Origin of the sequence: Bradyrhizobium denitrificans (assembly GCF_013179005.1) — a bacterium.
Classification (GTDB): domain Bacteria; phylum Pseudomonadota; class Alphaproteobacteria; order Rhizobiales; family Xanthobacteraceae; genus Bradyrhizobium; species Bradyrhizobium denitrificans.
The window spans coordinates 13460-39804 of the sequence record NZ_JABFDP010000035.1; the positions used below are offsets into that span (position 1 = coordinate 13460).

Consider the following 26345-nt stretch of genomic DNA (forward strand, 5'->3'; position numbering starts at 1 on the left):
CGCGGGATCAGGGGCTGCTCGCTCGGCCCGTGGGCTGCGCCGATCTGGCGCGAGGGCTGATCGGATCATTCGTTGCGCTTGATCTTTTCGGAAAACCGGTTTCGACCGTTCCGGACCTGGCTCTAATCCAGCTCCGCCTTCACGCGGGCGAACACGGCATGAAACATCTCGGTGGTGAGCACGCCGGTATTCGTGTTGTAGCGTGAGCAGTGATAGCTGTCGTAAAGCTTGATCGCTCCGGCCTGATGCACGGCGCCGTGAGCAAACGGCGCGGCGGCGGCGCGCAGCCCGAGCAGTTTCAGCAGCGTGTCGTGCGAGATGCGGCCGAGCGCGACGATGCTGCGCAGGCGCGGCATCGCTGCGATCGTGGCGCCGAGAAACGCCCGGCACTGATTGATCTCGGCCGGCAGCGGCTTGTTCTGCGGCGGGACGCAGCGGACGGCGTTGCTAATCCGGCAATCGACCAGCGTCAGCCCGTCATCGGGGCGTGCTTCGAAGCGGCCTTTGGCAAAGCCGTAGCGCAGTAGGGTTCCATAGAGCAGTTCCCCGGCGTAATCGCCGGTGAAGGGGCGGCCGGTACGGTTGGCACCCTGCAGTCCCGGCGCAAGCCCGACGATCAGGAGGCGGCCGTCGGCGGCGCCGAACGAAGGTACGGGGGAATTGAACCAAGACGGCTCGCGCGCCCGCTGCGCCTCGCGGAACTCCACGAGGCGAGGGCACAGCGGACAGTCTTGATGCGGATCGGTTGACGAGGGCGGGGCGCTGCCGGCCCGGCCGCCGCTGGAGCGCGGCCTAGTCGTCGAAGTCGTCATCAGGGGTCGTGGCGGCGGTGGTCGTGGTGCTGCGGGTGGCCGGGGTGGTCGAGCGCTGCAGGAACTGCGGAGAATGGTGGCGCGGCTCGCGCGGCGCCGGGCGTTCCGACGGATCGCGGCCGAGCTTGGATTGCAGCTCGACGAGATCGGTGAACACATCGGCTTGGCGGCGCAGCTCGTCGGCGATCATCGGCGGCTGGCTCGAAATGGTGGAGATCACGGTGACGCGAACGCCGCGCCGCTGCATCGCCTCGACCAGGGAGCGGAAGTCGCCGTCACCGGAAAACAGCACCATCTGGTCGATGTGCTCGGCGAGTTCCATGGCATCGACGGCGAGCTCGATGTCCATATTGCCCTTCACCTTGCGCCGGCCGCTGGCGTCGATGAATTCCTTGGTGGCCTTGGTGACCACCGTGTACCCGTTGTAGTCGAGCCAGTCGATCAGAGGCCGAATCGACGAGTACTCCTGATCTTCGATGATCGCCGTGTAATAGAACGCGCGCAGCAGGGTGCCGCGGCTCTGGAATTCCTTGAGGAGGCGCTTGTAGTCGATATCGAATCCGAGCGTCTTGGCCGTGGCGTATAGGTTGGCGCCGTCAATGAAGAGCGCAATCTTGTTGGTCGAAGATGACATTCAGTGTCTCGCGTTGAGTTAGCTTCTGTTTTTTGGCGCGACTCAGGCCGGCCGCGCATTCCATCTCAAGATACTGCCAAGGCGTCGAAGCCGCCCGTCTGGTGTGAGGCTACCGCAAACTGGAGTGATATGGGCAACAAAGGCGCACTAATGACGACGCAATGAAGCGTTTTCTTGTCCAAAGTGCGCACGAGGCAGATCCGGGCGGACTGCCAGCCAAGGTTGCGGAATCCTTACTCCTTGCCCCTTACCGAAGCCTGACCACCAGATTGGCCTTGCGAAAACCCGTCAGGCTCTATAACTAGCCCAGCATAATCAGCATATTAAGCACACAAACGACCGGAGCGACAATCAATGGCGCGCGTCACCGTTGAAGATTGTATTGATAAAGTGGACAATCGGTTCGACCTGGTCCTCCTGGCCGCGCATCGCGCCCGTATGATCTCGTCGGGCTCACAACTTACAATTGACAGAGATAACGACAAGAATCCCGTTGTGGCACTCCGGGAGATTGCGGATTCTACCATTTCTCCCGAAGACTTGAAGGAAGAGCTGGTGCATTCGCTGCAGAAGTTTGTCGAAGTCGATGAGCCGGAGCCCGATACGGTGCCGCTGATCGGTTCGGCCGGCGCCAGCGTCGATGCCGACGACACCGAGGTCGCGGTCGAGCGGATGACCGAGGAAGAGCTCCTCAAGGGGCTCGAGGGCCTCGCCCCGCCGGAAGAGCAGCCGGAAGAGGACGAGTGACGATCCCGCCATCGTCCTCTCGGATTAACTTGTGAGAATGTGAAGGCCCGGATCGCGTCCGGGCCTTTGCATTTGATCGGGATTCCGTGATTACCATAGGGGCATCGGGCGGCATCGGCGTCGCCGAATCAGGCACTGACGGTAAAGGTTTAGACAATTTTCATGGCGGTCTCTCGCCACACGCCTCCGCAAATGCAGGCCGCAGCCGAATCAGCTGTGGCGGCCCCGACGGCTGAGCGGCCTCGGCCCCAGAAGCCGCGCTCCCGCATGATGCGGCAGTATGACCTCGTCGAACGGGTCCGCTCCTACAATCCCGATACTAACGAGGATCTGCTCAACCGCGCCTATGTCTATGCGATGAAGGCGCACGGCTCGCAGACCCGGGCCTCGGGCGATCCGTATTTCACCCATCCGCTCGAAGTCGCGGCCATTCTGACCGACCTCAAGCTCGATGACGCCACCATCGTGGCTGCGCTGCTTCACGATACGATCGAGGACACCGAGGCCACCCGCGCCGAGATCGATCGCCTGTTCGGGCCCGAGATCGGCGCGCTGGTCGAAGGTCTGACCAAGCTGAAGCGGCTCGAGCTCGTCTCGCGCGAGGCCAAGCAGGCCGAGAACCTGCGCAAGCTGCTGCTGGCGATCGCCGACGACGTGCGTGTGCTGCTCGTCAAGCTTGCCGATCGTTTGCACAACATGCGCACGCTGGAATTCGTGCCGGAAGCCTCGCGGCGGCGCATCGCCGAGGAGACGCTCGACATCTATGCGCCGCTCGCCGGGCGCATGGGCATGCAGGAGATGCGCGAGGAACTCGAGGATCTCTCGTTCCGGACGCTCGACCCGCAGGCGTATGACGTCGTCATGCAGCGGCTCGACGCGCTCGCGGAGCGCAACCGGAACCTGATCGGCGAGATCGAAAGCCAGCTCGCGCGGAAGTTTCGCGATCACGGCCTGACGGCGCGGGTTTTTGGTCGTCGCAAGCGGCCATTCTCGATCTGGACCAAGATGGAGCGCAAATCCATCGGCTTTGAGCAGCTGTCGGACATCTTCGGCTTCCGGGTCATCATGCCGGACCTCGAGTCCTGCTATCGTGCGCTCGGCATCGTGCACACGACATGGCCGGTCGTCCCAGGGCGCTTCAAGGATTACATCTCGACGCCCAAGCAGAACGATTATCGCTCGATACACACGACTGTGATCGGACCCGGTAAGCAGCGCGTCGAGCTCCAGATCCGCACCGAGGAGATGGACCAGATCGCCGAGCTCGGGATCGCCGCTCACGCCTTCTACAAGGACGATATCGGCTCGCCCACCGAGCTGCTCAAGCGCGAATCGAATGCGTTCGCTTGGCTCCGTCACACCATCGGAATCCTGTCGGAGAGCGCCAACCCCGAGGAGTTTCTCGAGCATACCAAGCTCGAACTCTTCCACGACCAGGTGTTCTGCTTCACGCCGAAGGGGAAGTTGATCGCGCTGCCGCGCCACGCAAATGTGATCGACTTCGCCTATGCCGTGCATACCGATGTCGGCAACAGCGCCGTCGGCTGCAAGATCAATGGCAAGTTCGCCGCACTCTCGTCGGAATTGCAGAACGGCGACGAGGTGGAGGTGCTGACATCGGATGCTCAATCCGCGCCGCCTTCGGCCTGGGAGACGCTCGCGGTCACCGGCAAGGCGCGAGCTGCGATCCGCCGCGCCACCCGCACGGCGGTGCGCGATCAATATGCCGGGCTTGGCCGGCGCATCGTCGAACGCCTGTTCGAGCGCACCAAGCTCGATTATGCCGATGACAAGCTCAAGGGCGCCTTGCCGCGCCTCGCGCGGGCCTCGATCGAGGACGTGATGGCGGCGGTCGGCCGCGGCGAGATCAAGGCCTCCGACGTCGCCCGCGCGATGTATCCCGACTATAAGGAAGAGCGGATCGTGCGCTATGGCAGCAAGAAGACAGCCGCTGCGGCTGCCAAGGCTGCTGCGGCGCCGACGGCCGAGCCCGCGCGCGGGGCTTTCGCGATCCCGATCAGTGGCCTCAATTCAGGCCTGCCGGTGAAGTTCGCGCCCAATGGCGGCGCCGTTCCCGGCGACCGCATCGTCGGCATCGTGACGCCGGGCGAGGGGATCACGATCTATCCGATCCAGTCGCCGGCCCTGAAGGATTTCGAGGAGGAGCCGGAGCGCTGGCTCGACGTGCGCTGGGATGTCGACGAGACCACCCCGCAACGCTTCCCGGCGCGGATCCGGGTGGAGAACGTCAACGAGCCCGGCAGCCTCGCCCAGGTCGCGACCGTGATCGCCGAGCATGACGGCAATATCGACAATATCAGCATGAGCCGCCGCTCGCCCGATTTCACCGAGCTGACGATCGATCTCGAAGTCTACGACCTCAAGCATCTCTCGGCGATCATCAACCAGCTCCGCGCGAAAACCATCGTCGCCAGGGTCGACCGCGTGAATGGCTAATCTGCGGGTTTGGTGGCGGCGTTCTGGCTCGTGATGCGCTAAACAAGCCGTATTCCTACCGAGAGTTCTGCGAGCCGGTCCATGTCAGATCCTGCGAAGCCACATCCTCCGAAGCTGCGCCTCGGCGTCAATGTCGACCACGTGGCGACGTTGCGAAATGCCCGCGGCGGCAGCAGTCCGGATCCGGTGCGCGCCGCGCTGCTGGCCATCGAGGCCGGTGCTGACGGCATCACCGCCCATTTGCGCGAGGATCGGCGGCATATCCGCGACGACGACATGGCGCGCCTGAAAGCGGAAATCGCCAAGCCGCTGAATTTCGAGATGGCCGCGACCGACGAGATGGTGCGGATCGCGCTTGCAACCCGCCCGCATGCCTGCTGCCTGGTGCCGGAGCGGCGCGAGGAGCTGACCACCGAGGGAGGCCTCGACGTGGTCGGCCAGCACAATGCCCTGGCGCCCGCGATCGCCCGGCTGAACGATGCCGGCATCCGTGTCTCGCTGTTCATCGCCGCCGATCCTGCGCAGATCGAGATGGCAGCGCGCCTGCGCGCGCCGGTGATCGAGATCCACACCGGCGGCTGGTGTGATGCCATCGCCGACGGCCATCACGACAAGGCTGCCACCGAATGGGAGCGAATCGTCGCCGGCGCCCGGTTGGCCTATTCCGCCGGCCTCGAGGTCCATGCCGGCCACGGGCTCGATTATACGACCGCCGAGCAGATCGCGGCTTTGCCGGAAATCGTCGAGCTCAACATCGGTTACTTCATGATGGGGGAGGCGCTGTTCGTCGGCTTGCCCCAATCGGTGCGGTCCATGCGCGTGGCGATGGATCGCGGCCGGAGCCGGGCGGCATGATCATCGGCATCGGCTCCGACCTCATCGACATCCGCCGCGTGGCCGAGGTCATCGAGCGCCATGGCGATCGGTTCTTGAACCGTATCTTCACCGAGGCCGAGCGCGCCAAGGCCGAGCGGCGTGCCAAGAACGAGAAGATGGTGGTCGCCACCTATGCCAAGCGATTCGCCGCCAAGGAGGCCTGCTCCAAGGCGCTCGGCACCGGCATCCGGCACGGGGTGTGGTGGCGCGACATGGGCGTGGTCAATTTGCCCGGAGGCCGGCCAACGATGCAGCTCACGGGCGGCGCGGCGGAGCGGCTGAAGGCGCTGACCCCGGCGGGCCATGACGCCCGCATCGACCTGTCGATCACCGACGATTGGCCGCTGGCGCAGGCCTTTGTCATCATTTCGGCGGTGAGCCTGGCCACCTCCTGAGCCGTCCCGGCTTTGTCGGAAAAACAAAAATGCAATCGATTCCAGTACGTTATGGAGTTTTGATGCGGCCCTTGATTGCGCGGGCCGGAACAGTCGTCTAAAACCCGCTGGAATTGAACCGGCAGCATCAGGGGCGGATTCTGGGTCATACCGGAATTGGCCTTTACCACCAGAATCAGGCCAGACTCCCTCAAACCGCGGCACGAAGCGTTGTTCGCGGGGAGGAGGGTGTTCTGCAACGGCTGGCGAATCGTCGGACCATTCGCCAAGGGACAGTGAAAGAGCGATGAGCGTGACCTCCGGAACCAAGACTGAGAGCGGCGTCGGCGAAACCGTTCGCGTCGTCGTTCATGCGCTCCTGATCGCGCTCGTGATCCGCACCTTCCTGTTCCAGCCCTTCAACATCCCGTCGGGCTCGATGAAGGCGACGCTGCTGGTCGGCGATTATCTGTTCGTGTCGAAATATTCCTACGGCTACAGCCACTACTCGATCCCGCTGTCGCCGCCGCTGTTTTCCGGCCGCATCTTCGGCTCCGAGCCGAGCCGGGGCGATATCGTCGTGTTCCGTCTGCCGAAGGACGACACCACCGACTACATCAAGCGCGTGATCGGCTTGCCGGGCGATCGGATCCAGGTCCGCGAGGGCCTGCTCTACATCAACGACAAGCCGGTGCAGCGCGAGCGTCTCAGCGACTTCATCGGAGAGGATCCGTGCGGGCAGCCGGACTCCACGGCGCGGGTGAAACGCTGGAAGGAAACCCTGCCGAACGGCGTGAGCTACGAGACGCTGGATTGCGTCGACAATGGCTATGTCGACAACACCAATGTCTACACCGTGCCGCCCGGCCACTTCTTCATGATGGGCGACAACCGCGATAACTCGACCGATAGCCGCTTCCTGTCCCAGGTGGGCTATGTGCCGTTCGAGAACATTGTCGGCCGCGCCCAGCTGATCTTTTTCTCCATCGCCGAAGGCGAGCATGCCTGGGCCTTCTGGCGTTGGCCGGTGTCGGTGCGTTGGAACCGTATTTTCAAAATTGTGCGATGATCGACGACTCACCCGAGATCCAGACCACCCAGGCGGCCGCACCGAGCCCGCAATCGGGCACGGCTGCGCTGGACTCGCCGGCGAAATCCGTGTCCCGGCCCAGATCGGAGAGCAAGTCCGAGATAAAGTCCGAACCGAAGCCTGACGGAAGATCTGAAGCCAAGTCTGATACCAAGTCTGATACCAAGCCTGAAGCCAAGGTCGAGGCCAAGTCCGACAAGGCAGAGGCAAAGACCGAGTCCCGCGGCGCCGACGCTAGCGAGGCCCAGGCGGAGACAGACGCCGGACCTGACGCACCGCCTGCGGAGAAGTCTGATGCCAAGCCGCGGAGCAAGGCCAAGGGCAGTCGCGGCACCAAGAGTGCTGGCGCCAGCGCGACCAAGGGCGCCAGGGCCGCCGAGAAGGCGGCCAATGCCGCGATCGAAGCGCGAATCGGGCATCACTTTGCCGATCCGTCCTTGCTCAGCACCGCCGTTACCCACGTCTCGGCGCTGAAATCGTCCAAGAAGCGCGGCGACAGCTATCAGCGGCTTGAATTCCTCGGCGATCACGTGCTCGGCCTGATCGTCTCCGACATGCTCTACCGGTCGTTTCCAAGTGCCGATGAGGGCGAATTGTCGAAGCGGCTGGCCGATCTCGTGCGCAAGGAAAGCTGTGCCGACGTTGCCAAATCGCTCGGCCTGCTCGATGACATCAAGCTCGGCGCCGTCGGCGCAGGGGCGGGCGCGCGGCTGCGCAAGTCGGTGCTGGGGGATGTCTGCGAGGCGGTGATCGGCGCGATCTTCCTGGACGGCGGCTATGCGGCCGCGGCCGGTTTCGTCGAGCGCAACTGGACGGAGCGCATGCACAAGCCGCGGCGTCCCTTGCGCGATCCCAAGACGGTGCTGCAGGAATGGGCCCAGGGCAAGGGCCTGCCGACGCCGGTGTATCGCGAGGTCGAGCGGACCGGTCCACATCACGACCCGCAGTTCCGGGTCGCCGTCGATCTGCCGGGCCTGGAGTCGGCCGAAGGGGTTGGCGGGTCCAAGCGTGCAGCGGAGAAGGTGGCCGCATCCGTCATGATCGAACGTGAAGGCGTCAGCGGCGGCAGCAATGACGGCTGAGCAACACGCCGGGCCGGAGGCCGAGACCCGCTGCGGATTCGTCGCGCTGATCGGCGCCCCCAATGTCGGCAAGTCGACGCTGGTCAATGCGTTGGTGGGCTCCAAGGTCACGATCGTCTCGCGCAAGGTTCAGACCACGCGCGCGCTGATCCGTGGCATCGTGATCGAGGGAACGTCGCAGATCATTCTGGTCGACACGCCCGGCATTTTCTCGCCGAAGCGCCGGCTCGATCGCGCCATGGTGACGACGGCCTGGAGCGGCGCCCATGATGCCGATCTCGTCTGCGTGCTGCTCGACGCCAAGAAGGGTCTCGACGACGAGGCGCAGGCCATCATCGACAAGGCGGCCGCGGTCGCGCATCAGAAGATCCTGGTGGTCAACAAGGTCGATCTGGTGCCGCGCGAGAAGCTGCTGGCGCTGGTTGCGGCGGCCAATGAGAAGCTGCCCTTTGCGCGCACCTTCATGATCTCGGCGCTCTCCGGCGATGGAGTCGACGATCTCAAGCAGGCGCTGGCGGCAATGGTGCCGCCCGGTCCGTTCCATTATCCCGAGGACCAGATGTCGGACGCGCCGATGCGTCACCTCGCGGCCGAGATCACCCGCGAAAAGATCTACTCGCATCTGCATCAGGAATTGCCGTATCAATCCACCGTCGAGACCGACAGCTGGACGGAGCGCAAGGACGGTTCGATCCGGATCGAACAGACGATCTTCGTGGAGCGCGACAGCCAGCGCAAGATCGTGCTCGGCAAGGGCGGCGCGACGATCAAGTCGATCGGCGCACAGTCGCGCAAGGAGATCGCCGAGATCACCGGCGTGCCGGTGCATCTCTTCCTGTTCGTCAAGGTCCGTGAGAACTGGGGCGACGATCCCGATCGCTATCGGGAAATGGGGCTTGAGTTCCCCAGGGAATGACAATGAGCGTGCCGCGCAACGTGTTGTGGTTCGAAGTCCTGCTCTACATCTCGTTGATGCTGGATGCACTTTCTGTGGCCGTGTCCGATCGCACGCCGAGCTTCGACATGACGGAGGACATGATCACGGCGCAGACCGTGCTCAACGGCGCCATCATCCTGCTGCTGTTCTATTTCGTTTATCTGGCGGCGCAGCGCCGCAAGAACTGGCCGCGCTGGGTGATCCTGGCCGCGCTGGTGCTGTCGGACATGTCGCTGGTGCAGGTCATCGGCCAGAAGGGCATGACCCTCGACGCCGGCATCGAGGTCATCTCCTGCGCACTCACGACCATCGGGCTGTACTACTCCTTCACTGGCGATGCTCGCGGCTGGTTCAATGCGTGAGCTCACTGTGCCCGGCCTCGTTTGAAGCTGGAGCGGAGCCCGTCATCGACCAGCAAGCCTGACGCGTTCGCCGCATGATTGCCGGCGTCACCGGGCGGTGCCAGGGAGAATCGGAGGCGGCAGGCCCGCTTGGCTCGTCCCATTGAGGTGTTTGCGGAGACATCACGCGCAGGCTACGTTAGCCATCGATGCGCAGTTGGCGTTGGCGATCGAGCGCCCTGTGAGAACCGTGGAGACCGTCCGCCTCATGGAATGGACCGATGACGGCATCGTGTTGGGGCTGCGGCGGCACGGCGAATCCTCGGCCGTGCTGGAACTGCTGACGCGCGAGCATGGCCGCCATCTCGGGCTGGTGCGGGGCGCCAGCGGCGCGCGCATGCGGCCGATGCTGCAGCCCGGCAATACGGTGCGGGCGGTCTGGCGTGCACGGCTCGACGAGCATCTTGGCATGTACGCGATCGACGGCCTGACGCTGCGCGCGGCGGAGCTGATGTCGGTCGCGCATGGCGCCTATGGGGTGACCCATCTCGCGGCGCTGGCGCGGCTGTTGCCCGAGCGAGATCCGCATCAGGAGATGTATCTGAGGCTGGAACATGCGCTCGACGATTTCGCCGAGGCCGGCGGAGCCGCGGTTCACATCGTGCGCTTCGAGCTCGCGATCCTGGCCGAGCTCGGCTTCGGGCTCGATCTGGAGTCCTGCGCCGCGACCGGCGAAACCTCCGACCTGGTCTACGTCTCGCCCAAATCCGGCGGCGCGGTGTCGCGCAGCGCCGGCGCGCCCTGGGCAGACCGGCTGCTGCCGCTGCCGCCGTTCCTGCGTGAGAGCGAGGACGATCATGGCTTCAGCGATCAGGACCTGCTCGATGGCTTTCGCCTGACCGGCCTGTTCCTGCTACGTCACGTGCTGGAGCCGCGTGGGCAGGGCCACTCCGATGCGCGCGAAGGCTTCATCAATGCGGTGACACGGGCGAGGGCGCGGCTGGCGCAAGTCTAGGGCTGGCGCAAATTTAAGGTTGGAGAAGGCTGATGGGATTGCTCGTCGACGGCCAATGGCACGACGTCTGGTACGACACGGCGGCCTCGGGCGGGCGCTTCGTGCGCAAGGATTCGTCGTTTCGCAGCTTTGTCACCGCCGACGGCAGCCCGGGCCCGACCGGGTCCGGCGGCTTCAAGGCGGAGCCCGGGCGCTACCACCTCTATGTCAGCCTGGCCTGTCCCTGGGCGCACCGTACCCTGATCATGCGGGCGCTGAAGGGATTGACCGAGATGATTTCCGTCTCGGTCGTGCATTGGCTGATGCGGGAGCAGGGCTGGACCTTTGCCGACGGCCCGGCCGTCGTGCCCGACAGCATCAATCACGCCGAGCTGCTGCACCAGGTCTACACCGCGGCCGATCCGCATTATTCGGGGCGCGTCACCGTGCCGGTGCTGTGGGACAAGGCGCAGCGAACCATCGTCAACAACGAGTCGTCCGAGATCATCCGGATGCTCAATGCGGCGTTCGACGGCATCGGGGCCACGCCAGGCGACTACTATCCGGAGCCGTCGCGCAGCGAGATCGACGCCATCAATCAGCGCGTCTACGACACGCTCAACAACGGCGTCTACAAATGCGGTTTTGCGACCACCCAAGCCGCCTATGAGGAGGCGATCGGGCCGCTGTTCGCGACGCTCGACTGGCTGGAGGAGCGATTGGCGACCCGCCGCTTCCTGCTCGGCGATGCCATGACCGAGGCCGATATCCGGCTGTTCACCACGTTGATCCGCTTCGATGCCGTCTATGTCGGCCACTTCAAGTGCAACATCCGCCGCATCGCCGACTATCCGCATCTGTCGGCCTATACGCGCGACCTCTACCAATGGCCCGGCGTTGCGGCGACGGTGAATTTCGAGCACATCAAGCGGCATTATTACGAAAGCCACCGCACCATCAATCCGACCGGCATTGTCCCGGTCGGGCCGTTGCAGGATTTCGCCGCGGCGCATGGGCGCGAGCGCCTGTCGGCGAGCTGACGAAGGCCGATGACAGGCGAGCGTGAGCTGGCTTCGCTGCTCAAGACGATGACGCCTGAGCTGCAGGATGGCGTCTTCGTGTTCTGCACGATCGGTACGACCGACGCGCTTCCCGCGTCGCTGACGCCGATCATGCTGTTTCGTGAGCGTGAAGGCATCACGCTGATCCTGCGGCGTGAGCATGCCGAGCTGGCCGGCCTGACCTGTCAGTTCGCGGCACGCCTGATCACGCTCACCGTCCATTCCGCACTGGATGCGGTCGGTTTTCTCGCCGCCGTGACGGCGGAGCTGGCCGCAGTCGGCATCAGCGTCAACGCGGTATCCGCGTTTCACCACGATCATCTGTTCGTGCCCGAGCAACGCGCCGAAGAGGCGCTGGCGGTGCTGCTGCAGATGTCAGACCAAGCCCGGCGCTGACGGCTGGCCGCCGACGCGGGCTGGCCGACGCGGGAGCTCAGGCGCGGCGCTTGATGGCGGAGCGAGCCGGCTTCGGCTTGGTGCGCGACGACGGCCGCGTCTTGCGGCGCGGCGGCGCTGCCCCGGCTCTCGGCGGCATCAGCGTTCGGCCGGCTTCCGCGCGGACCATGTCCATCAGCACCATGGCGGCAGGCGAGAGCGTGCGCCCCTTCAGCGTGAGCATGCCGAACTGAGCCATCAGGAGACCTGAGATGCGCGGCTCCTCCAGCTCCTTGACATCGAGCCGGACCAGCTGGCCGGATGCAAGCTCGGAGGTGAGCACGGCATCGCCGGCGAGCAGCAGGAGGTCCGAGCGGATCGCGACCTGCGTCAGCAGGCTGACATTCTCGGATTGCAGCGTGACGGCGAAGCCATTGCCGTCGTCCGACGCGATCAGCTGGTTCAAGCGCTTGCTGAAATCCTCCGGGATGATGACCGAGGCGAAGCGCTGACCGGCCAGGTCGCGGGCCGAGAGCGCAGACCGTCCGGCCAGCGGATGTGCCGGCCGGCAGTAGAAGTGTCCCGGCTGATTGCCGAGGGCCTCGACCTGAAGGCCGTCATCGCCGCGGATATCCGACGTGTGCGCCAGGAAGAAGTCGAGCTTGCCCTGCTGCAGCAGATGCATCAGCGCGCGCCAATTGTCCTGCACCAGGGTCACGCGGACCGACGGGTGCTCGGCATAGAGCCGCGCCAGCGCCTCCGGCAGCAAGGTCAGCGCGGTGAAGGCGCCGACGCCGACGGCGACCTCGCCGGCATCGCCCGACCGCAGCATGCGCATCTCGCGGCCAAGATCGGCGGCGCTGGAGAGCAGCGTCTGCGCGTGGGCCACCAGCCGCTCGCCGACCGGCGTGATCTCAACCGAGCGCGAGCTGCGGTCGAACAAGCGCATGCCGACCGCGTCCTCCAATGTCTGCAGGCTGCGGCTGAGCGCCGACTGGGTGACGTTCGCGCGCTTGGCAGCCTTGGCGAAATGCCGCTCGTCGGCGAGGAACACCAACTGCTGCAATTGCCGGAGGGTTGGAATATCCATTGATGATCGCAATGCATTGATTGAGGCACAACAATTCATTGGATTTCTTGGCGCGTCAATCCCACAATGACACAAACAACATCGGGGAACGCCACAGCCAGGCCGATCGGGGTCGCGCTCATGCTCTGGCGCCCCTCGGCAACAGGCCGTCTCCATGCCCAATGGCGCACAAGCTCTGATACGGACCCTCGCCAATGCTGGCGTGCGGGTCTGCTTCACCAATCCCGGCACGTCCGAAATGCACTTCGTCGCGGCGCTGGATTCCGCAGCCGAGATGCGCGCCGTGCTGTGCCTATTCGAGGGCGTCGCCACCGGCGCGGCCGATGGCTATGCGCGCATGACCGGCATGCCCGCGGCGACCTTGCTGCATCTCGGCTGCGGTCTCGGCAATGGGCTCGCCAACCTGCACAATGCGCGCAAGGGCAAGGTGCCGGTCGTCAACATCGTCGGCGACCACGCGACCTACCACGTCAAATACGACGCGCAGCTGCAGTCCGACATTGAGACCGTGGCCCGCAACGTCTCGCCCAACTTCGTCTGGACGTCGCAGGTGACCTCCGAACTGTGCCGGGACGCGGTCGCGGCCGTCAAGGCGGCGTGCTCCTGGCCAGGGCAGGTGGCGACCTTGATCCTGCCCGCCGATGTCTCCTGGGGCGAGGGCGGCGTTCCGGAGCCGGCACCGGTGATCGAGCCGCCTCCCGCCGCGGACGATGCGACCGTGACGCAGGTCGCCGACACCATCAAGGCGGGCGGCCGCAGTGCCATTCTGCTCGGTGGCACGGCGCTGCACGAAGAGTCGCTGCTGGCCGCGGCGCGCATTGCCGCGACTTGCGGCGTCAAGGTCTATGCCGAGACCTTTCCGACGCGCATGCAGCGCGGCGCCGGCCTGCCTGCGGTCGATCGCATCGCCTATCTCGCCGAGATGGCGTCGATCCAGCTCCGGGAGATCGACACGCTCATCCTGGTCGACGCCAAGGCGCCGGTGTCGTTCTTCGCCTATCCGGGCAAGAAGAGCTATCTCGCTCCCGACAATTGCAAGGTGCTGACCCTGTCGACCCCGGCGCAGGACGCCGCCGGCAGCCTTAAAAAGCTTGCGGCCGCGCTGCAGGCTGAGAGTGCTACGCCACCATTGGCGCCGCCGGCGCGGCCCGGACGTCCGCGCGGCAACAAGCTCACGGCGGAGAAGGTCTGCAAAGCGGTGGGGCATCTGCTGCCCGAGAACGCCATCCTCATCGACGAGGCCATCAGCTCCGGCCTGATGCTGTCGAAATTCACCGCCGGCGCGCCGCGCCATGATCTGATCACGCTGACAGGCGGTGCCATCGGGCAGGGGCTGCCGAATGCGATCGGCGCCGCGATCGCCTGCCCGGACCGGCCGGTGATCGCTCTGATCGGCGATGGCAGCTCGATGTACACGATCCAGTCGCTGTGGACGATCGCGCGCGAGCAATTGAACGTCACCGCCATCATCTTCAACAACGCCTCCTATTCAGTGCTCAATGTCGAACTGGAGCGGGTCGGCGCCGAGCGGATCGGGCCAAAGGCCAGAGCTCAGCTCGACCTGCACGGACCGGTGTTGAAGTTCGCCCAGATCGCCGACGGCATGGGCGTGCGCGCGACCCGTGCCACCACACCGGATGAGTTGACGGATGCCTTGGCCAGTGCGCTGAAACGGCCGGGGCCGCATCTGATCGAAGCGGTAGTGCCGCCGGCGCTCTCCGGGCTCAAGCTGAAGCTGCTGCCGCATCTGTTGGGCTCGCTGGATCGCATGCCGCTGTCGGTCGCGCGCATGCTCAAGCGCAAGATCGCGCCGTGACATGAGCACGGCCATTCAATCCGATGTAGTCATCGTCGGCGGCGGTCTCGCCGGCATCGTCACGGCGCTGGAGGCGATGCGGCGCGGCAAGTCGGTGACCCTGCTGGATCGCGACACACCGGAGCGGTTCGGCGGGCTGGCGCTGTGGGCGTTCGGCGGTATGGCGCTGGTCGGCACCCCGCTGCAGGCGCGGATGAAGATCCCCGACACGCCTGAGATCGCGCTGCGCGACTGGATCAGGTTCGGCGAACTCGACGCGTCCGAGCACTGGCCGCTGCAATGGGCGCGCTATTACGTCGAGCACTCGCGTGCCGAGGTCTATGACTGGCTGCTGTCGCATGGCGTGACCTTCATGCCGGCGGTGAACTGGGTCGAGCGCGGCCTGCAGGGCGACGGCAATGCGCTGCCGCGCTATCACATCGTCTGGGGAACATCGCAGCGGCTCACGCGGTTGATGATCGATGCAATGCGCGCCGCCGACAAAGGCGGCCGGCTGACCGTGCTGCATCGTCACCGCGTCGTCAGCCTCGATCACACTGCGGGCGTCGTGTCGGGCGTGGTGGCCGTCAACGAGGAGACCGGCGCCGAGATCCGCATCGCCGCGCCGCTGACGGTGCTGGCGATGGGCGGCATCAATGGCAGCCATGAGGAAGCCCGTGCGAATTGGGTGAGAGGGCGGCCGCTGCCGGCGGCGATGCTCAACGGCGCGCATCCGTTTGCGGATGGGAAGCTGCACCACCACGCCGCCGATACGGTCGGCGCTGAGATCACGCATGCCGGCGAGATGTGGAACTACGCCGCCGGCATTCCGCATCCCTTTCCGCATTTCGAAGGCCATGGCCTGTCGCTGGTGCCGTGCAAATCGGCGCTTTGGCTCAATCACCGTGGCGAACGCATCGGGCCGGAGCCGCTGGTCACCGGCTTTGATACTCATGATCTGTGCCAGCGCGTCGCGTCGCAGGAGAAGCCCTATACGTGGCATCTCCTGAACTGGCGCATCGCCGCCAGGGAGTTCGCCATCTCGGGCGCCGAGCACAATCCGCGCATCCGCGACCGCCAGATGCCGATGTTCCTCAAGGAGATGCTGCTCGGCAACCATCGCCTGGTCCGGCAAATGCAGCGCGAGAGCCGGCACTTCCTGGTCGATCCGACCCTCGCCGGCCTTGCCGCCAAGATGAACGCGCTGACCGGCACGGACGACGTCAAGCCGGAGGTGCTGCAGGCGACGGCCGATGCCTTCGACGCCAACTTCAAGAATGGCGACAGGCTATTCAACGACGATCAGCTGCGCCGCATCCTGCATGCGCGACAATGGGGCCCGGACAAGCTCCGCACCTGCAAGCCGGCGCCGCTGCAATCCATCGGGGCAGGGCCGTACATCGCGATCCACATGCAGCTGATCACCCGCAAGAGCCTCGGTGGCCTCAAGACCGATCTGCAGAGCCGGGTGCTGGATGCGGCGGGCGCGCCGATCCCGGGCCTCTATGCGGTGGGCGAGGCGGCCGGCTTCGGCGGCGGCGGCGCGTCGGGCAAGCGCTCGCTGGAAGGCACCTTCCTGCCGGGCTGCATCCTGACGGCACGGGCAGCTGCGCGGGGAATGTGATCTCCCGAGGCGGCAAGTCTGTCGCGTAGGATGCTCCGAGCTTGGGTCTGCCTCCCTCCGCGGCGTCATGGCCGGGCTTGTCCCGTCCATCCACGTCTTCCGGCAGCCGCGGTCGGACCTGGATGCCCGGGACGGAGCCCGGGCATGACGACGGAGAGCCGCCTGGCGAAGCCTCTGCAGCAGCCGTTGGCCAGCCTAGCTAGGAGAGCGGCGGGCATCCGCGGAACCGTTGCAAACTTTTCCGTGGGCCGCTGTCGATCCGGCGCTCGTGCGTTCGTCTTCATAGTATCGGAAACGGAGATCCGTCATGAAGATCTATTGGATCAAGGCCCAGGCGCCGCGCCGCGTGCTGGCGCTGGTCAAGCATCTCGGCGCGCCGGCCGAGTTCATCGACATCAGCCGTGGCCTGAAGACGCCGGACTTCGCCGCGCTCAATCCCAACATGAAGGCGCCGGTGCTGGTGGATGGCGAGACCGTGCTGTGGGAGTCCACCGCCATCATGGCGCATCTCTGCGTCCGCGAGAGCTGCGACATGTGGCCAGCGCGCCATCCGCAGGAGCAGGTCGAGGTGCTGCGCTGGCTGGCCTGGACCGACAGTCACTGGAGTCCGGCGGTCGCGCCGTTCTATTTCGAGCACATCGTGCGGAAGAATTTCGGGCTCGGGGCGCCGAACCGCGCTGCGCTGATCGACAAGGTCGCCGACCTCAAGACCTTCGCATCCGTGCTCGACGCGCATCTGCGCTCGCACAGCCACGTCGCCTGCGACCGGCTGACCATCGCCGATTTCGCCGCGGCGTCGATGGCGACTGATTGGCGCGAGGCGGAGATGCCGTTCGAGACGTTTCCGAACATCGTGCGCTGGCTCGATGGCCTGATGCGGCTGCCGGCCTGGGCCGAGCCGTGGCCCGACATGCGTTCGGCCGCGGCGTAAGGGCTACGCGGGCTGCACGATGCCGTGGCCGAGCTGTTTGGAGATCTCGGCCGCGCAAGCCCGCAGGCGGTTGGCGAGGGGGGATTGCCAGCCGGCATCGAAGGTGCCGGCCGGCCCCATCGCGGTGATCACCAGCGCGACGTGTCCGGCGTGATCGAACACCGGCGCGGCGAAGGCGTTGACGCCGGGAAGGGGATCGCCGACGGCGCGCGCCAGGCCTTGCGCGCGCACCTCGGCCAGCATCTCCGTGACCTTCGGACTCTTGGGGGCGCGCTTCGGATTGTAGCCGACGCCGAGATGATCGAGGCCTGCGTCGAGCGCGGCCTTGACTGTCTTCGGCGGAAGAAAGGCTGCGAAAGCGCGGCCCGTCGCGGTCTCCAGCAGTGCCATGATCGAACCGACGCGCATCACGATATGCACCGCATGGCTCGGCTCCTCCAGCCGCACCACGGTCGGGCCGTTGGTGCCCCACACCGCGAGCGACACCGCGTGGTCGATGGCGCCGGCGAGTGCGGCGATCTTGGGTGTCGCGATCCGCACGGCCGACAGCCTTCGCAGGCTGATCAGGCCGAGCTCGAGCGCCAGCGGGCCGATCTCGTAGCGGCCGGTGGTCGCGTCCTGCTCGATCAGGCCGATGCGCGAGAAGCTGACGAGATAGGGATGCGCCTTGGCGGGCGGCAGCCCGGCCTCGCGCGCGAGGTCGCGCAGCATCATCGGCTCGCCGCTGCGCGCCAGGGCCTGCAGCAAGGTGCCGCCGACCTCGATCGACTGGATACCGCGGCTCTCTCGTCCCATGCTGTTGAAGGTCCCCTGGTCCGGCGCCGTGCCTACACCGCCAGGAAGCCGCCGTCGACCGGCAGCGTGACGCCGTTGACGTAGGACGCCATGTCGGAGACCAGGAACGCGACGGGGCCGGCGAGCTCCTCCGGCTGGCCGACTCGGCCGAGCGGCGTGCGGCTCATGAAGCCGGCGAGCCGCTCCGGATCATTGCGGGTCGACTCGGTCATCGCGGTCGCGATCACGCCGGGCGCGATAGCGTTGACGCGGATGCCGTCGGGCGCGAGCTCGCGGGCCAGCGCCTGGGTCAGCGACTTCACGCCGCCCTTGGACGGCGAGTAGCCCAGCGTGTTGCTGATGCCGATGAAGGACGCGACGGAGGCGATGTTGACGATCGTGCCGCGCGTCTCGCGCAAGGCGCCGAGAAAGGCATAGGTGACGTTGAACACGCCGTTGAGATTGACGTCGAGCACGCGCTGCCAGTTCTGCGCCGCGCGCGGCGAGTCGATGTTCTCGCGGATGATGATGCCGGCATTGTTGACGAGGATCGAGATGGCGCCGACCTCGGCGCGCAGCTGCGCCGCCAATGCGTTGCAGCCGGCGGCGTCGGTGACGTCGAGCCGATGCGCCCACGCCTTGCGGCCGTGGTCGCGGATCTCGGTGGCGCAACGCTCGGCCCCGTCCACGTCGATATCGGTGATGACAAGATCGGCGCCGCGGCCGGCGAGCCCGAGCGCAATCGCGCGGCCATTGCCGTTCGCGGCCCCCGTGACCAGGGCGAGCCGTCCGGCCAACATCTGACTGTCGCTCATGCGGCGCTCCTTTGGCCAGCGCGTTCGGCGAGATGCCGGCCGGCAATGTAGCCGAATGTCAGCGCCGGTCCCAGCGTGATCCCGGCGCCGGGATAGTTGCCGCCCATGATGCTCGCCATGTCGTTGCCGGCGGCATAGAGCCCCTCGATCGGCTGGCCCTGGGCGTCGAGCGCGCGGGCGTGTTCGTCGGTGCGGATTCCGGCATAGGTGCCGAGATCGCCGATCACCATCTTGATCGCGTAGAACGGCCCGTACTTGATCGGCGCGACGCACGGGTTCGGCCCATGCAGCGCATCGCCCTGATAGCGGTTGTAGGCGCGCGAGCCCTTGCCGAAACCCGGATCCTGGCCGAGCGCGGCATCCGCATTGAAGGCGGCGACGGTCGCTTCCAGCGACATCGCATCGATTCCGGTCACGCGCGCGAGCTCGGCAAGCGTCGCGCCGCGCTTGAGATAGCCCGTGCTGAGATGGTGGCTGAGCGGCATCGGGAAGGGCGGCACGCAGCCGAGTCCGTAGCGGCGCAGCGAGCGGTGATCGGTGACCAGGTAGGCCGCGATCTCGCGGCCGGGCTTGGCCGCTTTCACCATCGCCTGCACGAAGTCGTGGTAGGAATTGCCCTCATTGGCGAAGCGCACGCCATCTGCGGTCACCGCGATCACGCCCGGCTTGGCGCGATCGATGAAATGCGGCATCACGCCTTTGCTGCCGTCCTTCCGCGTGGTGACGGAGACCGGCACCCAGGCCGCCGCATGCGGCAGGCCGTCCTCGACGCGGCCGCCGACGGCTTCCGCCAGCCGAAGCCCATCGCCGGTGTTGCCGACGGGCCCGGGCGAGACATGCTCCTGTCCCGTCGGCGCATGCGGAAACATCGCCCTGCGTCGTTCGACGTCATGTGGGAAGCCGCCGCAGGCGAGCACCACGCCGAGCCGCGCATTCACCCGGATACGCCGGCCCTGCCGGGTGACCACGGCGCCGCGCACGGCCTCCCCGTCGCGGATCAGCTCGGCCACCGGCGAGGACAGCCACAAGGGAATGCCGAGGTCGAACGCCGATTTCGCCAGCCGCCCCGCCAGCGCATTGCCGTTGGTGAGCGTCATGCCGCGGCCATGGCGCAGCACGTCCAGCGCATGTTTCGACAGCCGCTTGGCGACGTAGAAGGCCGAGGTCAGCGACTTCGTCGCGCGCATGAAATGGATGATCTCCTTGCCGGAGCCGAGCATCATGCCGAACACGGTGAGCTCGGGCAGGGGCTGCCCGAGATCCTTGATGTGATGGCCGAGCTCGCGGCCGTCGAACGGCCGCGTCACCATCGAGCGACCGCCTTGCGTGCCGCCCGGCGCCTCCGCGTGATAGTCCGGAAAGGTCAGCGGCATGTCGAATTTCAGCGCCGTCTTGCTGGTGAAGAAGTCGACTGCCTCCGGCCCCTTGGTCAGGAACGCATCGACCCGCGCGGCGTCGTAATTGTTGCCGGCTTCGTGACGCAAATAGGTGCGCGCCAAGTCCGGCGGCTCGTCGATGCCCCAGGCCTTGGCCAGCGACGTGCCGGGAATCCATAGCCAGCCGCCGGAGCGCGCCGTGGTGCCGCCGAAGCGCGGCTCCTTCTCGGTGACCACGACCTTCAGCCCGGCATAAGCGGCGGTGACCGCCGCCGACAGCCCGGCGCAGCCGGAGCCGACCACCAGCACGTCGCAATCATAGCTGTCGCCGTCCTTGGGTTCAGCTCCGCTCATGGACGTGCTCCTATTTCTTCAACAGCGGGCACTTGGATTCGGAGACCGGGCGGAATGCATCCTCGCCCTTCACGGTCTTGACGATCTCCAGATAGTCCCACGGCTCCTTGGATTCCGACGGCTTCTTGACGCGCGCGAGATACATGTCGCGGACGACGCGGCCATCCTCGCGCAGCTTGCCGCCGTGGACGAAAACATCCTCGATCGGCAGCTCGCGCATCTTGGCCATCACAGCCTTGGGATCATCGGTGCCGGCCGCCTTGATCGCCTTGAGATAATGCAGCACGGATCCGTAGACGCCGGTCTGGATCATGGTCGGCATCACCTTGGTGCGGGCGAAGAACCTCTTCGACCAGGCGCGGGTGTTGTCGTCCATGTTCCAGTATGACGCCGTCGTCATGTAGGTGCCTTGGGCTGCCTCGAGGCCGATCGCATGTACGTCGGTGTCGAACATCAGGAGGCCGACCAGCTTCTGGCCGCCCTTGACCAGGCCGAACTCACCGGACTGCTTGATGGCATTGTCGGTGTCCTGGCCGGCATTGGCGAAGGCGACGACATCCGCCTTCGAGCTCTGCGCCTGCAGCGCAAAGGAGGAGAAGTCGGCGGTGTTGGTCGGATGCTTGACGCCGCCGAGGATGGTACCGCCGAGCTCCTTGATGAAGCGCGTGGCGTCCTTTTCGAGCTGCTGGCCGAAGGCGTAGTCCGCGGTGATGAAGTACCAGGACTTGCCGCCCTGGCTGATCACAGCGGAGGTCGTCACCTTGGACAGCGCATAGGTGTCGTAGGTGAAATGCACGGTGTTCGGGCTGCACAGCTCATCGGTCAGCGAGCTTGCGCCGGGGCCGGACAGCAGCGCGATCTTGTTGCGCTCGCGCACCATGTTGTGCACGGCGATCGCGATACCGGAATTGGGGATATCGACGACCGCATCGACCTTGCCGTTGTCGAACCAGTCGCGGACGATCGTGGTGCCGACGTCGGTCTTCATCTGGTGGTCGGCGCTGATGATCTCGATCGGCTTGCCGAGCACGGTGGGACCGAACTCCTCCACGGCCATCTTCGCGGCTTCGACCGAACCCGGGCCGCTGTTGTCGCGTCCCCAGCTCGAAAGGTCCGTCAGCACGCCGATCCGCACCACGTCGTCGGAGACCTGGGCCGATGCGTTGGTCGCAAGGAATGATGTTGTGGCCAGAAACGCGCAGGCGAGCAGCTGCCGTCGCATGAAGATCCTCCCCGGTTCATCCGCTCTGTCGGCGGTGATCACGAGTTAGGCATTGACGAATTGATTTGTCAATTGCGAATAGCGCGCATGCGGCGCGACAATGGTGGTCGGAACAGGCTTGAGCTTTGATGTCTTGGTCGATGAGCGCCGTGGTGCGTCCGCCCATGGAGGTCCTCGTGATGCCCGGGCTTGCCCCAGGCATCAACGTCGTTCGGCGTGTGCGGTGCCGCGTGGATGGACGGGACAGGCCCGGCCATGACGAGGAGATCGCGCTCACAGAACAGGCGTTCGTGTGCGCAGCGAAGGAAGGGGCGTCCGCGCGCTACACGCGCGGCATGATTTGCAGTTCGAGCAAGGCGAGGCGCTGCATCACCGCGGGGTCGCGTTCTCCCGTCTTGGCCGCCCGCAGGACCGACTCCGCGAGCAGGGTGACATGGGTTGAACTGACCGGCTCGGGAAGGGCGGCCACGGCGCCATCGAGCGCCTGCGTCATCAGCGCAATCAGGTCAGGAGAAAATGAAGCGTCTGAAAAGTCCTTCATCGGACGGGATCCGCAGCAGAGGAGTTCGGAAAAATCGTTGACGCGATACGCTGCGAGGCTTGGCAACTTCATTGGCAACTTCATTGGCAACTTCACGCGATCAACGCGCGGCCCGGCCGACCGGTTCCCCGTGAGCCGATTCGATTATGCAGAAATGCGAGTCTCCCATGTGCAAACTGCCCGTCGAGCCGAGCTGTGGCGGGCAGATCAGGACGATTTCACATCAGCAACGTATCGCGGTCGTCGCGAGACGTAGGAGGCGGAGGTTTGACCACAGCGTCAGCTAAGGGGATTGAAGCGATGGCGGATGAGTATCAGCTCGTCATGCCCGGGTTTGCCCCGCCTGCGCGGCCGAAGCCGCTTCGGCGCGACGAAGGCCGGAACATCCACGTCCTTTTGGGTGCGCTACGACGTGGATGGCCGGGACAAGCCCGGCCATGAGAGCAAGCTGGGGCGTCTCCCCCGTCATCTGCGTTTGGCTATTCACTGAAAAGCGCGTCTCGTTCAGCGAACGGGGCCGTCGGGTTACCCCTTGATGAACGCCAGCAGGTCCGCATTGATGATTTCGGCATGCGTGGTGGCCATGCCGTGCGGGAAGCCGGGATAGGTCTTCAAGGTCCCATGTTTCAGCAGCTTGATGCCGATGCGCGCGGAATCGTCGATCGGCACGATCTGGTCGTCCTCGCCATGCATCAGCAGCACGGGCACGTCGATCGCCTTGAGATCCTCGGTGAAGTCGGTCTCGGAGAACGCCTTGATGCAGTCGTAATGCGCCTTGGCGCCGCCCATCATGCCCTGGCGCCACCAATTGCGGATCACGCCTTCGGAGATTTTGGCGCCGGCGCGGTTGAAGCCGTAGAACGGGCCGGTCGGAATATCGAGGAAGAACTGCGCGCGGTTGGCGGCGAGCGCGGCACGGAAGCCGTCGAAGACCTCGATCGGCAGGCCGCCCGGATTGCTCTCGGTCTTCAGCATGATCGGCGGCACGGCGCCGAGCAGCGCCGCCTTGGCGACGCGGCCCTTGCCATGCTTCGCCACATAGCGCGCGACCTCGCCGCCGCCGGTGGAGTGGCCGACATGAACAGCATCCTTGAGGTCGAGCTTGGCGGCGAGGGCGGCGACATCGGCCGCATATGTATCCATCTCATTGCCAGTCTCTGTCTGGCTCGACCGGCCATGGCCGCGACGGTCATGCGCGATGACGCGAAACCCCTTGGCGAGGAAGAACAGCATCTGCGCGTCCCAGTCGTCTGACGACAGCGGCCAGCCATGGTGGAAGACGATGGGCTGCCCCGCGCCCCAATCCTTGTAGAAGATCTGCGTGCCGTCCGATGTCGTCACGTAACCTGAGCTCATGGCTGTGCCTTTCTCTCGGGATGGAGTCAGCCGCGAAGGCGCGGCCCGCTGGCGCCCCGCGTCGATGCAATGTGTCGGCGAGGGGGTGCATCGTCATCTTATCCGTCACCACGGACGTTCTCAGTACGGCAGAGGTATATGCGACATCGTTACGCCCCGAGGCTGCGATGCGCTCTGCTCAAATCATGAGCCAGCGCCCCAGCATGATGGCGGCCTTATTCAGCGCCGTTCCCAGGCAAGCCGCCCGGTTCCATGCCAGACGCCTCGATCGCGTGCGCGGAACCCGGCGAGCGCATCGTTGCGCCGGGGCCCGCGATCGCATAAAGCCTGTTCCCAAATCGTTCACGTTGGCTCAAGCCCATGGGCTAACTCATTGAAAGCTCAACGCTAATGGGAAAATCGCTGATTCCGCCGGAGCCCGCGGAGATTCACGAGGTCGCACTGCGCGAGGCGCTGGAAGAGCGCTATCTGGCTTATGCGCTCTCCACCATCATGCACCGCGCGTTGCCCGACGCCCGCGACGGCCTCAAGCCGGTGCACCGGCGCATCCTCTACGGCATGCGGCTGCTGCGGCTCGATCCCGGCACGGCGTTCAAAAAGTCGGCCAAGATCGTCGGCGACGTGATGGGCTCGTTCCATCCGCATGGCGACCAGGCGATCTACGACGCGATGGTGCGCCTCGCGCAGGATTTCTCCTCGCGCTATCCGCTGGTCGACGGCCAGGGCAATTTCGGCAATATCGACGGCGATAACGCCGCCGCCTACCGCTACACCGAAGCGCGCATGACCGACGTCGCGCGGCTGCTGCTCGAGGGCATCGACGAGGACGGCGTCGAGTTCCGGCCGAATTATGACGGCCAGTCGAAGGAGCCGGTGGTGCTTCCGGGCGGCTTCCCGAACCTGCTCGCCAATGGCGCGCAGGGCATCGCCGTGGGCATGGCGACCTCGATCCCGCCGCACAACGCCGCCGAGCTGTGCGACGCCGCGCTGCATCTGATCGAGAAGCCCGACGCCAAGTCGCGCGCGCTGTTGCGCTGGGTGAAAGGCCCGGACTTCCCGACCGGCGGCACCGTGATCGACTCGAAGGAGTCGATCATCGAGGCCTACACCACGGGCCGCGGCTCGTTCCGCGTCCGTGCCAAGTGGAAGCAGGAGGAGGGCAACCGCGGCACCTGGATCGTGGTGATCACCGAGATCCCCTATCTCGTGCAGAAGTCGCGCCTGGTCGAGAAGATCGCCGAGCTGCTCAACGAGAAGAAGCTGCCGCTGGTCGGCGACGTCCGCGATGAATCCGCCGAGGATGTGCGGCTCGTCATCGAGCCGAAGTCGAAGAACGTCGATCCCGCGCTGATGATGGAATCGCTGTTCCGGCTGACCGATCTCGAGAGCAAGATTCCGCTGAACCTGAACGTGCTGATCAAGGGCAAGATCCCGAAAGTGGTGGGTCTCGCCGAGTGCCTGCGCGAATGGCTCGACCATCTGCGTGACGTGCTGCTGCGGCGCTCGAACTACCGCAAGAAGCAGATCGAGAACCGGCTGGAGATCCTGGGCGGCTATCTGATCGCCTATCTCAACATCGACGAGGTGATCCGGATCATCCGCACCGAGGATGAGCCGAAGCCGGTCCTGATGAAGACCTTCAAGCTCACCGAGGTGCAGGCCGAGGCGATCCTCAACATGCGCCTGCGCTCGCTGCGCAAGCTCGAGGAAATGGAGATCCGCACCGAGGACATGAACCTGCGTGGCGAGCTCAAGGGCATCAACGAGCTGCTCGCCTCCGAGCAGGTGCAGTGGGCCAAGGTCGGCGAGCAGGTCAAGACGGTGCGCGACCTGTTCGGGCCGAAGACGCCGCTGGGCCGACGCCGCACCAATTTCGCCGACGCGCCGGAGCACGACCTCGCCGCCATCGAGGAAGCCTTCATTGAGCGCGAGCCGGTCACGGTGGTCGTCTCCGAGAAGGGCTGGGTGCGCACGCTCAAGGGCCACGTCGCCGATCTGTCGAACCTGCAGTTCAAGACCGACGACCAGCTCGGCCAGGCGTTTTTCGCCGAGAACACGTCCAAGGTGCTGCTGTTCGCCTCCAACGGCAAGTTCTACTCGCTCGATGTCGGCAAGCTGCCCGGCGGCCGCGGCCATGGCGAGCCGATCCGCATGTTCATCGACCTCGACCAGGACGCCTCGATCGTCTCGATGTTCGTCAGCAAGGGCGAGCGCAAATTCCTCATTGCCGCCTCCGACGGCCAGGGGTTCGTGGTCAAGGAAGAGGATTGCGTCAGCAACACCCGCAAGGGCAAGCAGGTGCTGAACGTGACGGCGCCGGCCGAGGCGCGCGCGATCACCACCGTCCAGGGCGATCAGGTCGCGGTGATCGGCACCAACCACAAGATGGTGGTGTTCGGTCTCGATCAGGTGCCGGAGATGGCGCGCGGCCGCGGCGTCCGGCTGCAGAAATACACCAGCGCGCAACTGTCCGACGTCACGACGTTCGAGCAGAAGCAGGGGCTGGCCTGGAAGGATTCCGCCGGTCGCGACCAGGGCCTCAGCTGGAAGGAGCTGGCCGACTACCGCGGCAACCGCGCCGACGCCGGCCGCATCGCGCAGGGGCTGCCGAAGTCGAACAAGTTCAACCGGCCGATCGAGTAGCGACGTAATAGTATCCGTCCGGCCGCCGTCTATATCAGACAGCA

At 65.5% G+C, this 26345-nt stretch carries 24 protein-coding genes; 15 read left to right on the top strand and 9 right to left on the bottom strand.

Annotation, left to right across the window (positions count from 1 at the left end):
- Positions 1-122 precede the first annotated feature (122 nt).
- Positions 123-812, bottom strand: a complete 690-nt coding sequence (locus HL671_RS31525; protein ID WP_012044704.1) for a uracil-DNA glycosylase — start codon at positions 810-812, stop codon at positions 123-125.
- Complete coding sequence (locus HL671_RS31530; protein ID WP_012044703.1) at positions 793-1446, bottom strand: LabA-like NYN domain-containing protein; 654 nt, start codon at positions 1444-1446, stop codon at positions 793-795. Before HL671_RS31530 ends, HL671_RS31525 begins: the two co-directional genes overlap by 20 nt.
- A 354-nt stretch (positions 1447-1800) precedes the next feature.
- Between HL671_RS31530 and rpoZ the strand changes: the two genes are divergently transcribed.
- The 11 genes from rpoZ to HL671_RS31585 all read left to right on the top strand — a co-directional run bounded on the left by rpoZ (position 1801) and on the right by HL671_RS31585 (position 11801).
- Complete coding sequence (gene rpoZ / locus HL671_RS31535) at positions 1801-2193, top strand: DNA-directed RNA polymerase subunit omega (protein WP_006612728.1); 393 nt, start codon at positions 1801-1803, stop codon at positions 2191-2193.
- Between the two features lie 162 nt (positions 2194-2355).
- Positions 2356-4650 (top strand): RelA/SpoT family protein, encoded by a 2295-nt coding sequence (locus HL671_RS31540; protein ID WP_172241929.1) that lies wholly within the window; start codon positions 2356-2358, stop codon positions 4648-4650.
- Positions 4651-4731: 81 nt separating this feature from the next.
- Positions 4732-5505 (top strand): pyridoxine 5'-phosphate synthase, encoded by a 774-nt coding sequence (locus HL671_RS31545; RefSeq protein ID WP_172241932.1) that lies wholly within the window; start codon positions 4732-4734, stop codon positions 5503-5505.
- Positions 5502-5921 carry a holo-ACP synthase gene (gene acpS / locus HL671_RS31550; RefSeq protein ID WP_012044700.1) on the top strand — a complete coding sequence of 140 codons (420 nt, stop codon included), beginning with the start codon at positions 5502-5504 and terminating at the stop codon, positions 5919-5921. The genes HL671_RS31545 and acpS overlap by 4 nt, the downstream gene beginning before the upstream one ends.
- A 286-nt stretch (positions 5922-6207) precedes the next feature.
- On the top strand, positions 6208-6969 hold the full coding sequence (lepB, locus tag HL671_RS31555) for a signal peptidase I (RefSeq protein ID WP_172241935.1): 762 nt from the start codon (positions 6208-6210) through the stop codon (positions 6967-6969).
- The gene (gene rnc, locus HL671_RS31560; RefSeq protein WP_012044698.1) at positions 6966-8072 is read left to right on the top strand and encodes a ribonuclease III; all 1107 of its coding nucleotides are present in this window, start codon (positions 6966-6968) and stop codon (positions 8070-8072) included. Before lepB ends, rnc begins: the two co-directional genes overlap by 4 nt.
- Entirely contained in the window at positions 8062-8988 is a 927-nt protein-coding gene (gene era, locus HL671_RS31565; protein WP_172241938.1) for a GTPase Era, read from the top strand. The genes rnc and era overlap by 11 nt, the downstream gene beginning before the upstream one ends.
- A 2-nt stretch (positions 8989-8990) precedes the next feature.
- Positions 8991-9371: a hypothetical protein gene (locus tag HL671_RS31570; RefSeq protein WP_012044696.1), complete on the top strand. Its 381-nt coding sequence runs from the start codon at positions 8991-8993 to the stop codon at positions 9369-9371.
- 247 nt (positions 9372-9618) lie between these two features.
- Positions 9619-10365 (top strand): DNA repair protein RecO, encoded by a 747-nt coding sequence (gene recO / locus HL671_RS31575; protein ID WP_172241941.1) that lies wholly within the window; start codon positions 9619-9621, stop codon positions 10363-10365.
- A 32-nt stretch (positions 10366-10397) separates the two neighbouring features.
- On the top strand, positions 10398-11384 hold the full coding sequence (locus HL671_RS31580; RefSeq protein ID WP_172241944.1) for a glutathione S-transferase family protein: 987 nt from the start codon (positions 10398-10400) through the stop codon (positions 11382-11384).
- 9 nt (positions 11385-11393) lie between these two features.
- Positions 11394-11801 (top strand): ACT domain-containing protein, encoded by a 408-nt coding sequence (locus HL671_RS31585; protein ID WP_172241947.1) that lies wholly within the window; start codon positions 11394-11396, stop codon positions 11799-11801.
- 37 nt (positions 11802-11838) lie between these two features.
- On the opposite strand, the gene HL671_RS31590 is transcribed toward HL671_RS31585, so the two are convergent.
- Positions 11839-12870, bottom strand: a complete 1032-nt coding sequence (locus HL671_RS31590; protein ID WP_172241950.1) for a LysR family transcriptional regulator — start codon at positions 12868-12870, stop codon at positions 11839-11841.
- A gap of 154 nt (positions 12871-13024) precedes the next feature.
- Between HL671_RS31590 and HL671_RS31595 the strand changes: the two genes are divergently transcribed.
- The 3 genes from HL671_RS31595 to HL671_RS31605 all read left to right on the top strand — a co-directional run bounded on the left by HL671_RS31595 (position 13025) and on the right by HL671_RS31605 (position 17220).
- Positions 13025-14686: an acetolactate synthase large subunit gene (locus tag HL671_RS31595; protein WP_172241953.1), complete on the top strand. Its 1662-nt coding sequence runs from the start codon at positions 13025-13027 to the stop codon at positions 14684-14686.
- 1 nt (position 14687) lies between these two features.
- Complete coding sequence (locus HL671_RS31600; protein WP_172241956.1) at positions 14688-16289, top strand: FAD-dependent oxidoreductase; 1602 nt, start codon at positions 14688-14690, stop codon at positions 16287-16289.
- Between the two features lie 307 nt (positions 16290-16596).
- Positions 16597-17220, top strand: a complete 624-nt coding sequence (locus HL671_RS31605) for a glutathione S-transferase family protein (RefSeq protein ID WP_172241959.1) — start codon at positions 16597-16599, stop codon at positions 17218-17220.
- Between the two features lie 3 nt (positions 17221-17223).
- On the opposite strand, the gene HL671_RS31610 is transcribed toward HL671_RS31605, so the two are convergent.
- The 6 genes from HL671_RS31610 to HL671_RS31635 all read right to left on the bottom strand — a co-directional run bounded on the left by HL671_RS31610 (position 17224) and on the right by HL671_RS31635 (position 23658).
- The gene (locus HL671_RS31610; protein WP_172241962.1) at positions 17224-18015 is read right to left on the bottom strand and encodes an IclR family transcriptional regulator; all 792 of its coding nucleotides are present in this window, start codon (positions 18013-18015) and stop codon (positions 17224-17226) included.
- Between the two features lie 32 nt (positions 18016-18047).
- On the bottom strand, positions 18048-18809 hold the full coding sequence (locus tag HL671_RS31615; RefSeq protein ID WP_172241965.1) for an SDR family NAD(P)-dependent oxidoreductase: 762 nt from the start codon (positions 18807-18809) through the stop codon (positions 18048-18050).
- Entirely contained in the window at positions 18806-20539 is a 1734-nt protein-coding gene (locus HL671_RS31620; protein WP_172241968.1) for an FAD-dependent oxidoreductase, read from the bottom strand. Before HL671_RS31620 ends, HL671_RS31615 begins: the two co-directional genes overlap by 4 nt.
- 10 nt (positions 20540-20549) lie before the next feature.
- Positions 20550-21761: an ABC transporter substrate-binding protein gene (locus tag HL671_RS31625; protein ID WP_172241971.1), complete on the bottom strand. Its 1212-nt coding sequence runs from the start codon at positions 21759-21761 to the stop codon at positions 20550-20552.
- A gap of 322 nt (positions 21762-22083) precedes the next feature.
- On the bottom strand, positions 22084-22302 hold the full coding sequence (locus tag HL671_RS31630) for a hypothetical protein (RefSeq protein WP_012044684.1): 219 nt from the start codon (positions 22300-22302) through the stop codon (positions 22084-22086).
- A gap of 525 nt (positions 22303-22827) precedes the next feature.
- Positions 22828-23658: an alpha/beta fold hydrolase gene (locus HL671_RS31635; RefSeq protein WP_172241974.1), complete on the bottom strand. Its 831-nt coding sequence runs from the start codon at positions 23656-23658 to the stop codon at positions 22828-22830.
- Between the two features lie 390 nt (positions 23659-24048).
- Between HL671_RS31635 and parC the strand changes: the two genes are divergently transcribed.
- A complete protein-coding gene (gene parC / locus HL671_RS31640; RefSeq protein WP_172241976.1) occupies positions 24049-26301 on the top strand; it encodes a DNA topoisomerase IV subunit A in 2253 nt (750 codons plus the stop codon).
- Positions 26302-26345 lie beyond the last annotated feature (44 nt).